Raw genomic sequence first — 14,531 nt, 5'->3', positions numbered from 1 at the left:
TTTATTTTGGGAATTTTTCTCTGATCTTATCCAGGCATAAATTCCCCATACTGCCTTCGTGCGAATGGTTTTTGACACTCCCAGCTTCGTAGGTACCTTCGTTAATTTGCTTTCCTATTTGCTGATAAGCTTCCCTAAAACTAATGCCCTGCTCAACAAGTGTGTTGATTTTATCGACAGAATACATGAACTTATATTTTGGATCACCTACATCAACAGATTTGACCTTGATTTGAGTGATGGAATAATCGAAAATCTCTAAAACAGAAGTCATTGTTTCAATCCCTGAAATCATATTTTCCTTAAGCAGCTGATAATCCCGGTGGTAACCACTGGGCAAGTTGTTGGTTATCAAAATCATTTCGGAGGGCAAGGCCTGAATTCTGTTGCATTTTCCTCGAATCAACTCAAATACATCAGGATTTTTTTTATGTGGCATAATGCTGCTTCCGGTGGTGAGCTGATCTGGAAAGCCAATAAAATCAAAATTCTGACTGGAATACAAGCAAATGTCCATAGCAAAGCGCGATAAGGTATTGCTCAGACTTCCCAAAGCCATGGCTACAGTTCGCTCGCTTTTGCCTCGACTCATCTGGGCAGCCACCACGTTATATTTTAAGGTGGAGAAGCCAAGTGCTTGGGTAGTGAATTCTCTATCGATAGGGAACGAACTTCCATAGCCGGCAGCAGACCCTAACGGATTTTGATCCACCACTTTTAATGCGGCATCCAGAAGATAAACATCATCTATCAATTGTTCTGCGTATGCTGAAAACCACAACCCAAAGGAAGAGGGCATGGCCACCTGCAGGTGTGTATAGCCAGGTAAAACTTTGTCTTTATGCGTTTCTGCTAAGGAAAGTAAGGTGTCAAAAAACTGCCCGACTTTTGACCGTATGTCCTGAAGTCGCTCTTTATAATACAAATGCAGAGCGACCAGAACCTGGTCGTTCCTTGATCTGGCCGTATGAATCTTTTTTCCTACCTCACCCAGATTTTGAATAAGTTCGAATTCTATTTTGGAGTGCACGTCTTCAAACTGCGCGTCGATTTTAAACGCATCGTTCTCCAGTTGCTTTGTCATGATATCAAATTGTTCTTGAAGAAGTTTCAATTCATCAGAAGTAATCAAGCCTACCTTTTCAAGCATTTTTGCATGCGCCTGTGAGGCCAATACATCGTATTGAGCAATATGCCTATCGATTTCCCGATCATTACCAACTGTAAATTGTTCTATTTTTTGGTCGATATCTATTCCTTTGTCCCAGAGTTTCATAGTTGTTGTTTTGTGAAGGCAGATTTACCTACTGTTTTTAGTTTACCATTTATTGACTTAGGCATATATATGATAAGTTCATATAGTAAAAATAATTTATTATCAGCATTTTGCATATATCTTCACGCTAAGACCGCTAAGCTTTCCGCAAAGGAACGCAAAATTATAAATTGATGATTATCAATAATTTGCGTGGCTTTGCGTTTTTTCTTTGCGAACTTCGCGTGAAATAAAACTTTGATTTTCAATGTTTAAAATAGACTAATTAGTTACATTCTTTTAATTCTAATCCTTTATTCTATAAAACTTTTCCCAAAAGTTTTATGTAAGTTTCAATTCCTTTTTCCACCTCTTCTACATAGATATATTCATCTGCAGAATGTGAACGGAGGCTATCCCCCGGACCAAGTTTCAGGGATGGACAGGATAAACACGCCTGATCGGAAAGCGTTGGTGAACCATAAGTGGCCATCCCCATCGCTAAGCCTGCTTTCACTAAGTCATGTTCTACCGGAATACTAGACGGATTTAGTCTTGTACTTCTTGGTATCAGGTTGTCGCAAGGCGATTTCTTTTGAAGAATTTTCACAACTTCATCGTTGCTGTAGCATTCATTAACCCGAACATCAACGACCAACTTCACTTCTGAAGGAACAGCATTATGCTGAATACCTGCGTTGATTTGCGTTACCGTGACTTTAACAGGTCCCAGTACATCTGATACTTTTTCAAATTGAAAATCTTCAAACCATTTTAATACTGAAGCCGTTTTATAAATAGGATTATCAGTGTTGGGATGCGCCGCATGACTTGCCGTTCCTTTGACTATACCATCAAAAACCAATAATCCTTTTTCAGCCACAGCCATCTGCATCTGAGTAGGCTCACCTACAATGGCAACATCAATTTTCGGAATAACCGATAACATGCTATTAAGTCCGTTTGGACCGCTGCTCTCCTCTTCTGCAGATGCGACTAACACCAGATTGTAATTCAGATTTTCCTTGGCATAAAAATAAGTGAAGGTCGCTATCAAAGACACCAGACACCCCCCGGCATCGTTACTCCCCAGGCCAAATAATTTGCTATCTTCAACACTAGCTCTCAACGGTTCCTTTGTATAGCCCCGGTTAGGCTGTACCGTGTCATGGTGTGAATTGAGCAAGAGTGTTGGCTTGTTGTCATCGAAATATTTATTGACAGCCCAGACATTGTTGTTCTGACGTTTAACAGGGATATGCTGTTGCTTCAACCAATTTTCAATGTGTTTCGCCGTCTGGTCTTCTTCTGAAGAAAACGACTGCGTTTCTATCAGTACTTTCAGTAATGAAATGGCCTCTTTTTGAAGTTGATGTATCATTTTAAAATTTTTGTATGTGGTAATAAAGAATTTTTAATCATTTCAGGTTTACCAATACATACTTTGGAAACCTTCTGATGTATAGCTCTAAAACAATTGTCCAATTTAGGAATCATGCCTTCCACCACTTTGCCTTCTTTCAAAAGTTCCTGATAAGAGTCGTAATCCAATTCGTCAACAACTGAATTTTCATCAGTGACGTCTGTCAAAACACCGCTCTTTTCAAAACAGATATTCAATTCGGTTTGGTAGGTTTCAGAAAAGGCTATGGCCAGTTCTGAAGCCAGGGTATCCGCATTGGTATTCAGCAATTGTCCCTGCGTATCGTGAGTAATGGCACAAAACACAGGAGTTAACTTTTCTTTCACCAGTACATCCAGAACCTTTGTATTGACCTGAACGATATCGCCTGCAAATCCAAAATCAATTGGAAAAGTGTCTCTTTTTTTGGAGGTGACTGTGTTGGCATCTGCACCCGTTAATCCAAGTGCATTGCAGCTAAAGCTTTGAAGTTGCGCGACGATTTTTGTATTGATCAATCCCGCATACGTCATCAGAATCACATCTAAGGTGTCTGCATCGGTAACACGTCGGCCATCGATTTTATTGACTTCAATCCCAAGCCGCCGAGAAAATTTTGTAGCTTCCTGTCCTCCGCCGTGAATAAGTAGTTTTGGCCCTTTGATATCTGAAAAATCCTTGAGAAAACCACTTAAAGCCGTTTCATCATCTATGACTTGTCCGCCAATTTTAAAAATTTTGAGTGTTTGCATTTATTTTGATGTTAAGCCGTATAAAACCTCTTGAAGAATCGCCTGGGCTGCAAAGGTTCTGTTATTGGCTTGTTGAATGATCAGGGAATTTTCATGGTCAATGACTTCATCGGTCGCCACTACATTTCGCCTTATAGGTAAGCAATGCATAAACTTAGCATTGCCTAGCTTGGCTTTGGTCATCATCCAGGTTTCATCCTTATTTAAAATCTTTCCATAAGGCTCGTAGCTACTCCAGTTTTTGACATACACAAAATCTGCATGTTCCAGAGCTTCATCCTGATTATAATTGATTTTCGTATTCTTTGTGATGTTTGGGTTGAGTTCATAACCTTTGGGATGGGTAATGCTAAAATCAGCCTCCATGAGCTGCATCATTTCCACAAAAGAGTTTGGAACTGACTGCGGGAGTGCTTTGGAATGCGGCGCCCAGGACAAAACTACTTTTGGCTTTTTAGTTGATTTGTGTTCAGTAATCGTTAGGGCATCAGCCAGGGCCTGGAGAGGATGGCCGGTAGCGCTTTCCATGTTTATAATTGGTACAGTTGCATACTTGACAAAACTCTTCAACACCTGTTCAGACTCATCCAGTTGTTTGTCTTTTAAGCTCGGAAAGGCTCTTACAGCAAGGATGTCTGCATATAAAGAAAGAATTCGGGCAGCTTCTTTGATGTGTTCTGAGGTGTTCATATTCATTTTCGTCCCCTCTTCAAATTCCAGTTGCCAGGCTTCATTAACATTCAAGATACTCACATGCATTCCCAATTGCCGGGCAGCTTTTTCTGTACTCAGTCTTGTCCTCAAACTCGAATTGAAAAACAACATGACCATGGTTTTATCTCTTCCCAATTCTAAATTCTGAAGCGGATTCTGCTTCAAACGCATTGCGGATTGAATCATCTCCTCAAGATTTGAAAGTACTGAAATGCTGGTATAATTTTTCATAATAATAAATTTAAATGCTATCGTGTTTTATGTTTTCCAACTCTGTTTTAAGCCCTTTAAAAAACACCTCCCAGTGTTTATCCTGAATCGTTAAAGGAGGTAAAATTCTTATTAGGTTAGGATTTTTAGAATTTCCTGTGAACACGTGTTGCTTGTACAGCATGTTTTTTCTTAAGTCAGCCACAGGAAAATCAAACTCTAAACCAAGCATAAGTCCGCGTCCTTTCACTCTTTTTAATTCTGGAATAGATTCAGCATGCTTTAAAAAATCCTTATATCGGGCGTTTACATTTTGCATAAGCTGCTCTTTTTCTAAAACTTCAAGTACGGCCAAAGTAGCAGAACAGGCTAAATGATTCCCACCAAAAGTGGTTCCCAGCAGACCGTAAGAAGCTTTGATGCTGGGATGAATTAAAATCCCTCCCACAGGAAATCCATTTCCCATGCCCTTGGCTATGGAAATCACATCTGGAGTGATGCCGTGTTTTTGAAAGGCAAAAAAGTCACCAGATCGACCAAAACCAGATTGCACCTCATCGGCAATCAAAACCACATGATAGGTTTTACAAAGTGTTTCCAAACCCTGATAAAATTCAGTACTGCTCTGATCTAAGCCTCCAACACCCTGAATGCATTCTATGATGACTGCACAGGTTTCATTTTTGGCTAACATCCTTTCAACTCCTTCCAGGTCGCCTAGCTCAACAAAATCAACTTGCTGCTGAGCGTTTAAAGCTGAACAGATTTTAGGACTGTCAGTGGCAGCCACTGCCGCTGAGGTTCTCCCGTGAAATGAATTTTGAAAAGCTAAAATTCTAGATTTTTGATTATGAAACGACGCCAATTTCAATGCATTTTCATTGGCTTCGGCACCAGAGCTGCACAAAAACAACTGGTAGTCTTCACAGGATGACAGTTGACCCAGCTTAACGGCTAGTTTGACCTGCAAGGGGTTTTGAATCGCATTGCTGTAAAATCCTAACTTTTCAATTTGACTGGAAATCGCTTTGACGTATGTAGGATGCGAATGCCCTATGGAGATGACCGCATGTCCGCCATATAGGTCTAAATAGGCCGTTTCATTTTCATCGTACACATACATGTCATTGGCGTGTACTGGTGTAATATCGAATAACGGATATACCTCAAATAAACTCATACCTGTTCTTTTTTGATATTTTTAATTTTATTGAATGATGCCACCATGCCTTGAATTAAAGATGAACTCAAACCTTTGTGTTCCATCTCATTTAGTCCTTCAATCGTGCAGCCTTTTGGTGTTGTTACACGATCTATTTCCTGCTCCGGATGCTTACCATTGGTAATCAGTAAACTGGCAGCACCCTCGCAGGTGTACATCGCGAGCTCCTGTGCTTCTTTTGCATCAAAACCCAGCTGGATAGCAGCTTGTGTTGTCGCTCTCACCAGTCTCATCCAAAAAGCGATCCCACTGGCACAAACCACTGTTGCTGCCTGCATCTGAAATTCTGGAATAAGCATAGAATGCCCTAAACTATTGAATATGGATTTCGCATTTTCAATACTCTTTTTCCCTTCAGCATTACAACACAAGCAGGTCATAGATTTGCCTACTGCTATCGCTGTATTCGGCATAGCCCGAATAATTTGATGATGCTCCCCAATACAGTTTTCAATTTTTTCGATATCAAATCCTGTTATAGTTGAAATGATGACGTGTTTTTCATTCAAAGCAGGCTTGATTTTAGCTAAAATTGCTTCTAAATGCGAAGGCTGGACTGCAAAAATCAATATATCCGAGTTTTTAGTGGCTTCAAGATTGTCTGAAGTTAGCTTCACATTTTCGATGCCTTCAAATTCTTGAATGCTATCCAAATTTCGTTTAGTCAAATACAAAGCATTCAAAGTCTTAGTGCTTAATAAGCCTCTGGCGATTGACTTGCCTAGATTTCCAGTTCCTATAATGGCTATATTCATGTTGAAACGTTTTTGTTGAGTTAATTAAAACTAGAAATAATTGGCCTTAAGTTTAAGTCCTTCACTTTCATCAAGTCCAAACATCAAATTCATGTTATGAACAGCCTGACCCGAAGCTCCTTTCAGAAGGTTATCCAGAACACAGGTAATTAAGAGCTTGTTGTTGAATTTTGATAAATGAAGAAAACAATGATTGGTATTCACCACCTGCTTCAGATGTAATTCCTCTTCTGAAAGCAGGGTAAACAAGGACTCTGAGTAATAGTTCTCATATAAACGTTTAGCCTCTTCAATACTTCCATCAAATAAAGTGTAGGTTGATGCAAAAATACCTCGAGAGAAATTTCCTCTGTTTGGAATAAAATTAATCTCTTTCTCAAAATCGGTTTGAAGGCCTCGAAGGCTTTGAATAATTTCCTCCAAATGCTGGTGAGAAAAGACTTTATAAGATGAAAAGTTATTGTCCCTCCAGGCAAAATGAGTTGTACCAGAAGGTGAAGTTCCTGCACCTGTAGCACCCGTAACCGCATTGACGTGCACGTCCTCTTTTAAAAGGTTTTCTTTCGCCAATGGTAAAAGCGACAACTGAATCGCCGTGGCAAAACATCCCGGATTGGCAATGTGCTGAGCTGATTTGATAGCTTCCTTATTCAATTCTGGAAGTCCATAAACAAAATACTTATCCTGAAAATCTCGATCAGCCTTTAATCTGAAATCATTGCTTAGGTCAATGATTTTGGTTTGTTTAGAAAAATGATGCTTTTCCAGAAAAGCGGTTGAATTTCCATGCCCCAAACACAGGAACACCACATCCACTTCAGGGTTGATTTCAGATGCAAATTTAAGCTCGGTAGACCCTAGTAAATCCTTATGGACCTCACTCACATTTGCTCCTGCTTGTGAAGTGCTATAGACAAAATCAATTTGTGCGTTTGGATGATTCAGCAAAAGTCGAATCAATTCCCCGGCTGTATACCCAGCGCCTCCTATAATGCCTACGTTTATCATGAGTCTGAATGTGTTTGTTGATAAATCTTTTGAGAATTGGCTAGGATTTTAATAAAGCCTTTAGCTTCCTCTGAGGTCCAGCCTGAATTGAATTCGCCATAACTGCCAAACTTAGAATTCATCAAATCATTTTTAGATTCAATTCCTTCTAGTTCAAACCGATAAGGTTTCAAAGTAATGAACACATCCCCAGAAACCTTCTTCTGACTGCTTTCAAAAAAAGCCTCCATATCTCTCATTACAGGGTCTAGATATTGACCTTCATGCAGATGCATGCCGTAATAACTAGAAAGAAAATCTTTATGCTGAAGCTGCCATTTGGTTAAAGTATGTTTCTCAAGCAGGTGATGCGCTTTGATAAGAATCAAAGCGGCACTGGCTTCAAAACCAACTCTTCCCTTTAAGCCTACAACAGTATCGCCTACATGAATATCTCGGCCTATTGCATAAGCGGAAGCTAATTCAGTAACTTGTTTGATAAGGGCAACTGCATCATTTTTTCGCCCATTGACAGCAACCAATTCACCCATCTTAAAACTCAATGTTAGTTTTTCTTCTTTAGTGTTTTGAAGTTGAGAAGGGTAAGCTTCTTCAGGTAAAGCCAGATGAGACGTCAGGGTTTCATCACCACCGACACTTGTTCCCCAAAGCCCTTTGTTAACCGAGTATTTTGCTTTATCCCAAGACAAATCAATGCCATTGGACTTCAGATAGTCAATTTCTTGCTTTCGAGTCAGTTTTTGATCTCGAATGGGAGTTATGATTTTGATTTTAGGAGCCATAATCTGAAAAATCATATCAAACCTCACTTGGTCGTTTCCAGCGCCAGTACTTCCATGTGCGATAAATTCTGCATCGATTTCCTTAGCGTACTTAATCAGTTCTATAGCCTGAACAATCCGCTCGGCGCTCACCGATAAAGGATAAGTATTGTTTTTTAAAACGTTACCAAAAATGAGGTATTTGATTACTTTTTGATAATAGTTTACAGTGGCTTTTATCGCATGAAAAGAAGTAACCCCCATTTGATAGGCATTTTTTTCAATTTTAATCAGTTCATCCTTAGAAAATCCGCCAGTATCCACACATACAGCATGAACTTCGTATCCGGACTTTGATAAACTTGTAGCGCAGTAGGACGTGTCCAAACCACCACTATAGGCGAGTACTAACTTTTTCATTTGTTATTTTTTTTGAAAAAAAGAGAATGTTTTAATTTTTTTAATCGCTCCCAGTTCTTTGGATTAAAGGCTTGTTTTTTACGCGTGTGTTTAGCGTGAGGATCGTAAATCATTCCGGTGCAAAAACACATTTTACGGTTTTTGCTTTGCAAGACATCATAATTCTTACAGGACTGGCAACCATTCCAAAACGATTCATCATCTGTCAATTCTGAAAAGGTCACTGGATGATATCCTAACTCACTGTTCATTTTCATCACTGCCAAACCTGTAGTAATACTGAAAATCTTAGCCTCAGGATATTTCTTTCTGGAGTGAGCAAATACCTTGGCTTTTATTTTTTTTGCCAATCCCATAGACCTGTAATCCGGATGCACAATTAAGCCGGAGTTAGCTACAAATTTCTCGTGACTCCAAACTTCGATATAACAAAAACCAGCAAATTTTTCACCATCAAGTGCTATCACAGCATTCCCATTTTCGAGTTTAGAAATGATATAATTAGGATCCCGTTTAGCAATGCCGGTCCCTCTTATTTGTGAAGCTTCTTCAATGGTATTACAAATGATATTTGCATAGCCAGCATGTGATGAATCAGCAATTACAATTTCCATTGTATTGTATTTTTAGTTTGAAAAGAATATAAATTTTAATCTGGAAGTAGAACCGAACACATCTAAGTTCTGTAGTATAGAAAGCCCCTAGGGGCGACGGAAGATTGCCCTAATGATATGGTTATCAATCTGAAGATTGATAAAGTTTAAATTCTTGTAAAGTGAGCTTTGAGTTTTCAAAATAAAATAAAATTGTAGTTAAACCTTAGACTTTTAAGGGTAAAGACTAGCGACGGCGGAGTAACCCTAAGCCGGGTATCCCTAAAACAATTTTATTTAGAAGTATATTCATAATTCAAATATAAATTAATTTATTTCACAACCTGTTAAATTTCAAGCATTTATTTAGATGATTAGCTTTTAAACTAAAAATTGAAATAAATCTGGCTTGTTGTTTAAGTAATCTCCGTAAAAATTATTGTCCTTCATACGTTGGACCAGGGGTTCAAAATCCTCTTTGGATTTCAATTCTAACCCAACCACAGCGGCACCGTTTTCTCTGTTGGTTTTTTTGGTATACTGGAAATACGTAATGTCATCTTTGGGTCCTAAAATTTCAGCCACAAATTGTCTTAGCGCACCTGCACGCTGCGGAAACTTCACGATGAAATAGTGCTTCAAATCCGCATAAAGCATGGCTCTTTCTTTGATCTCTGCGGTTCTAGTGATGTCGTTATTGCTCCCACTGATGATGCAAACCGCTGTTTTCCCTTTGATTTCTTCAGCATAATGCTCAAGCGCAGCAATACTTAAGGCTGCTGCAGGCTCAGCAACGATAGCTTCTTTGTTATAAAGATCTAAAATCGTCTGACATATATGTCCCTCATCCACCGTAATCATATGGTGTAAATTTGCCTTAGCTATTGAGAAGGTCAGGTCCCCTACCCGCTTCACGGCTGCGCCATCCACAAAATTTTCAATTTTTCCAAGCTCAATGTTTCTATCGTTTTTGATAGAGTTAGACATGGAAGGTGCGCCTTTAGGCTCTACCCCTATGATTTTGGTTTTTGGAGATAAGATTTTAAACATTTGAGACAATCCAGATGCCAGCCCCCCTCCTCCCACGGGAAGAAACACATAATCAATAGAGTCGTCTCCTATTTGATCTAGTATTTCCAAACCAACAGTAGCCTGACCTTCGATGACTTTCGGGTCGTTGAAGGGGTGAATAAACGTCTTGTTTTCCTCCAGACACTGTTTCATCGCTGCAGAATAGGCATCATCAAAGCTATCGCCAACCAAAACAATATCGATATACTCTTCACCAAACATTTTTACCTGTTCAATTTTCTGATTTGGCGTAGGCGAAGGCATAAAAATGCTTCCCTTAATCTTCAATATTTTACACGAAATCGCAACGCCCTGAGCATGGTTTCCTGCACTGGCACAAACAATTCCCTTATTCGCTTCTTCTTGAGTAAGCGAAGACATTTTGTTATAAGCTCCCCGAATTTTATAGGACCTTACCTGCTGTAAATCTTCTCTTTTGAAATACACTTTAGAGTCATATTGCTTAGAATATCTCAAATTCAGACTTAATGGAGTTACGATGGAGACCCCTTTAAGTTTATCAGCAGCAGTTTTTACATTTTCAAGTTCTGGAACGTATGTTGTTTCTACCTTCATATTAGAGTGTTACCTTTTCATTCTCCTTAGACTTCACAGCTTTCATGGCGATCATGGCTGTTCTCAAACGTTTACCCACCTGCTCGATGGGATGATTTCTAATCTGTGCATTCACTTCGATAAGCTCAACATTATCCACCTGATTTCCTTCTGAATAAGCTTTTCCTATAACGGATGTATCTACTGTTGCCATAAAATCCTTGAGTAAAGGTTTGGCGGCGTGGTCAAATAGGTAGCAACCATATTCTGCTGTGTCAGAAATCACCCGGTTCATTTCATACAATTTCTTCCTGGCAATGGTATTCGCAATTAAAGGAAGCTCATGCAAAGATTCGTAGTAAGCAGAATCTTCTATAATCCCAGCACTTATCATGGTTTCAAAAGCCAGTTCAACCCCAGACTTAACGAAAGCAACTAGAAGTACAGCATGATCAAAATACTCCTGTTCGCTAATGTCTTCTGAAGTTAATTCCGTTTTCTCAAAAGCGGTTTCTCCGGTCTGCTCACGCCATTTATGTAAATCGGCATCATCATTTGACCAGTCTTTCATCATGGTTTCAGAAAAATGACCGGAAATAATATCGTCCATATGCTTCTCGAACAAAGGACGCATAATGGATTTCAAGTCTTCAGAAAGCTGATGAGCTTTAATTTTTGACGGGTTTGACAATCTATCCATCATATTGGTAATACCACCGTGTTTCAAAGCTTCTGTAATGGTTTCCCAGCCGTACTGTATCAATTTTGCGGCATAAGCTGGCTCGATATCTTCGTCTACCATTTTATCAAAAGATAAAATGGCTCCTGTCTGTAACAAGCCACAAAGTATGGTTTGCTCGCCCATCAAATCACTTTTCACCTCAGCCACAAAGGAAGACTCCAGGACTCCTGCTCTGTGTCCGCCTGTTGCCACAGCATAGGCTTTGGCCTGCTCCAGACCTTTACCTTCCGGATCGTTTTCCGGATGAACCGCGATAAGTGTTGGCACACCGAAGCCCCTTTTATATTCCTCGCGCACTTCGGTACCTGGACATTTCGGAGCTACCATAATGACAGTGATATCTTCCCGAATTTTCATGCCTTCTTCCACAATATTAAAGCCATGAGAATAACTTAAGGTCGATCCTGTTTTCATATGTGGCATCACAGAATTGATTACGTTAGAATGTTGCTTATCGGGGGTTAAATTCAGAACTAAATCTGCCGTTGGAACTAATTCCTGATAGGTACCTACTTCGAAATGATTCCCTTTAGCGTTTTTATAAGACTCTCTTTTTTCATCAATTGCTGCCTGACGTAAAGCATAGGAAATATCCAAACCAGAATCTCTCATGTTTAAGCCCTGATTGAGTCCCTGAGCACCACAACCAATAATGACTATTTTTTTACCTTCTAAGGCTTTTACCCCCTCTTCAAATTCTGAAGAGTGCATAAATCTGCATTTACCCAATTGCTCTAATTGTTGTCTTAAGGAAAGTGTGTTAAAATAATTTGACATGATATAATTGTTTAATTTGAAAATGCTTCTAGCATTTTACTTATTTTCATTTCATCTTTAGAGACGGCGATACGACCCGATCTTGTAAATTGCATTATACCAAATGGTTTTAACTCTCTGTATAAGAGTGTTATTTCTTCGCTTCTCCCTGATTTCTCAAGGACAAAAAACTCTTTGTTGACCGTTACAATATTGGCATTGCTTTCTTTTATTATGTTCTGAATCTGACGCTCTTCAAAAAGCAATTCTGATTTAATTTTGAACAGACATGACTCCTGATAGATAATTTCATCTTCTTTGTGATAGTAAGCCTTAATAACTTCTACCTGCTTTTCAATCTGACCGATAATTTTCTTCATACGATCTTCCGTCAACTGAACCACAATGGTCCATTTTGAAATATTTTCAATTTCAGACACCGATGAATTTATGCTTTCAATATTGATGTGTCTGCGTTGAAAAATAGCCGAAATACGGTTGAGTAATCCGATATTGTTTTCAGTATAAATTGAAACTGTATAGGTTTTATTTTCTTCCATATTAATCTAATCTTATATCCGAAACACTGGCTCCCGACGGAATCATAGGAAATACATTGTCTTCTTTTTCCACACAAACTTCCAGGAAATAAGGTCCTTCAGTACTCATCATTTCTTGAACCGCTTCAGAAAGCTTTCCTCTTTCTGTTACCTTTTGAGCATCTATATAATACCCCTTGGCTATCGCCACAAAATCCGGATTGGTCATTTCTGTGGAGGCATAACGCTTGTCAAAAAACAACTGTTGCCATTGCCTTACCATTCCTAAAAACTCATTATTGAGAACTACGATTTTCAATGGAATTCTTTGCTGAAAAACTGTTCCAAGTTCCTGAATAGTCATTTGGTAACCGCCATCTCCAATGATAGCCACTACATCGCGATTCGGGGCTGCCATTTTGGCTCCAATGGCTGCTGGTAAAGCAAAGCCCATGGTTCCCAAACCGCCAGACGTAATATTGCTTTTGGTGATATTGAAATCCGCATAGCGGCAGGCAATCATTTGATGCTGACCCACATCGCTTACAATAGCGGCATTTCCTTTACTTTGCTTATTGATTTCTTTAAGCACCTCTCCCATCGTCAATCCTTCTTTGGTGGGATGAAGATCATTTTTTATGACTTTTTCATACTCAATTTTATATAAATCTTTAAAACGCTGATGCCATTCGGTATAATCTTTTTCTTTCAGGTAAGGCAACAACTGCGTTAAGCTTTCTTTTGCATCCCCCAGCACCGCAACATCTGCTTTCACATTTTTGTCTACCTCAGCAGGGTCTATTTCAAAATGTACCACCTTAGCCTGTTTGGCATAGAAGTTTAAATTCCCGGTCACACGATCGTCAAAACGCATTCCAATAGCAATCAGCACATCGCACTCATTGGTAAGCACATTGGGAGCGTAATTACCGTGCATTCCCACCATGCCCACATTAAGCGGATGTGAAGTTGGTAAAGCAGAAACTCCTAAAATAGTCCAGGCCGCTGGAATACCAGATTTTTCTACAACCCCTTTAAAAATTGATTCTGCTTCGCTTAAAATCACCCCCTGACCCCAAACGATAAGTGGCTTTTTAGCTGAATTGATAAGTGCCGCAGCTTCCTGAACTTTCTTTTCTTCTACCATGGGAACAGGCTTGTAGCTCCGTATGCCTATACATTTCTGATAAGAAAAATCAAATTCTTCAAATTGAGCGTCTTTGGTGATATCAATCAAAACAGGACCAGGTCTTCCGCTTTTGGCGATGTAAAAAGCTTTGGCCAAGACTTTAGGTATGTCTGTAGCTTTGGTAATCTGATGATTCCATTTGGTAACGGGAGTCGAAATCCCAACAATATCGGTTTCCTGAAAAGCATCACTACCCAACAACTGAGAGTTCACCTGACCGGTGATACACACCAAAGGTGTAGAATCTATCTGAGCATCTGCAATCCCGGTGATAAGATTAGTAGCGCCTGGACCAGAAGTGGCCATAACAACACCTACTTTACCTGAAATTCTGGCAAATCCCTGGGCAGCATGTACAGCTCCCTGCTCATGTCTGGCTAAAACATGATGAATTTTATCCTGGTACTGGTGCAGCTGATCATAAACTGGCATGATGGCACCACCCGGATAACCATATAAGGTTTTTACTCCTTCTGCAAGTAAACATTTGATGATAGCCTCGCTTCCCGACATTTTCTGGGCAGTTAAGATATCATTCTCTTTGTCTAATGTAAAATGCTCTTTCATGTGTTCTTGTATTACGTACT

The 14,531-nt window shown here is 39.5% G+C and carries 13 protein-coding genes; all 13 read right to left on the bottom strand.

The features are described from left to right. Position 1 precedes the first annotated feature (1 nt). Positions 2-1,276, bottom strand: coding sequence for an argininosuccinate lyase (gene argH / locus LB450_RS00680; RefSeq protein ID WP_224485900.1), 1,275 nt, complete (start codon positions 1,274-1,276; stop codon positions 2-4). A gap of 298 nt (positions 1,277-1,574) precedes the next feature. Next, complete coding sequence (locus LB450_RS00675) at positions 1,575-2,636, bottom strand: M20 family metallo-hydrolase (protein ID WP_224485899.1); 1,062 nt, start codon at positions 2,634-2,636, stop codon at positions 1,575-1,577. Further along, positions 2,633-3,409, bottom strand: coding sequence for an acetylglutamate kinase (gene argB / locus LB450_RS00670; protein ID WP_224485898.1), 777 nt, complete (start codon positions 3,407-3,409; stop codon positions 2,633-2,635). Before argB ends, LB450_RS00675 begins: the two co-directional genes overlap by 4 nt. Beyond that, the gene (locus LB450_RS00665; RefSeq protein WP_224485897.1) at positions 3,410-4,354 is read right to left on the bottom strand and encodes a Rossmann-fold NAD(P)-binding domain-containing protein; all 945 of its coding nucleotides are present in this window, start codon (positions 4,352-4,354) and stop codon (positions 3,410-3,412) included. 10 nt (positions 4,355-4,364) lie between these two features. After that, on the bottom strand, positions 4,365-5,513 hold the full coding sequence (locus tag LB450_RS00660) for an aspartate aminotransferase family protein (RefSeq protein WP_224485896.1): 1,149 nt from the start codon (positions 5,511-5,513) through the stop codon (positions 4,365-4,367). Next, on the bottom strand, positions 5,510-6,310 hold the full coding sequence (proC, locus tag LB450_RS00655) for a pyrroline-5-carboxylate reductase (protein ID WP_224485895.1): 801 nt from the start codon (positions 6,308-6,310) through the stop codon (positions 5,510-5,512). Before proC ends, LB450_RS00660 begins: the two co-directional genes overlap by 4 nt. A gap of 30 nt (positions 6,311-6,340) precedes the next feature. Then, a complete protein-coding gene (argC, locus tag LB450_RS00650) occupies positions 6,341-7,318 on the bottom strand; it encodes an N-acetyl-gamma-glutamyl-phosphate reductase (protein WP_224485894.1) in 978 nt (325 codons plus the stop codon). After that, positions 7,315-8,499 (bottom strand): argininosuccinate synthase, encoded by a 1,185-nt coding sequence (argG, locus tag LB450_RS00645; protein WP_224485893.1) that lies wholly within the window; start codon positions 8,497-8,499, stop codon positions 7,315-7,317. The genes argC and argG overlap by 4 nt, the downstream gene beginning before the upstream one ends. Beyond that, positions 8,496-9,113: a GNAT family N-acetyltransferase gene (locus LB450_RS00640; protein ID WP_224485892.1), complete on the bottom strand. Its 618-nt coding sequence runs from the start codon at positions 9,111-9,113 to the stop codon at positions 8,496-8,498. The genes argG and LB450_RS00640 overlap by 4 nt, the downstream gene beginning before the upstream one ends. Positions 9,114-9,473: 360 nt before the next feature. Next, on the bottom strand, positions 9,474-10,739 hold the full coding sequence (gene ilvA, locus LB450_RS00635) for a threonine ammonia-lyase (protein ID WP_224485890.1): 1,266 nt from the start codon (positions 10,737-10,739) through the stop codon (positions 9,474-9,476). Position 10,740: 1 nt separating this feature from the next. Continuing rightward, positions 10,741-12,237, bottom strand: a complete 1,497-nt coding sequence (ilvC, locus tag LB450_RS00630; RefSeq protein ID WP_224485889.1) for a ketol-acid reductoisomerase — start codon at positions 12,235-12,237, stop codon at positions 10,741-10,743. Between the two features lie 11 nt (positions 12,238-12,248). After that, positions 12,249-12,776, bottom strand: a complete 528-nt coding sequence (gene ilvN / locus LB450_RS00625; RefSeq protein ID WP_224485887.1) for an acetolactate synthase small subunit — start codon at positions 12,774-12,776, stop codon at positions 12,249-12,251. Between the two features lies 1 nt (position 12,777). Next, entirely contained in the window at positions 12,778-14,511 is a 1,734-nt protein-coding gene (gene ilvB, locus LB450_RS00620) for a biosynthetic-type acetolactate synthase large subunit (RefSeq protein WP_224485886.1), read from the bottom strand. Positions 14,512-14,531 lie beyond the last annotated feature (20 nt).

The sequence above is a fragment of the Psychroflexus curvus genome (assembly GCF_020164585.1).
In the GTDB taxonomy this organism is placed as follows: domain Bacteria; phylum Bacteroidota; class Bacteroidia; order Flavobacteriales; family Flavobacteriaceae; genus Psychroflexus; species Psychroflexus curvus.
This window is presented reverse-complemented; position numbering and strand designations above follow the sequence as displayed.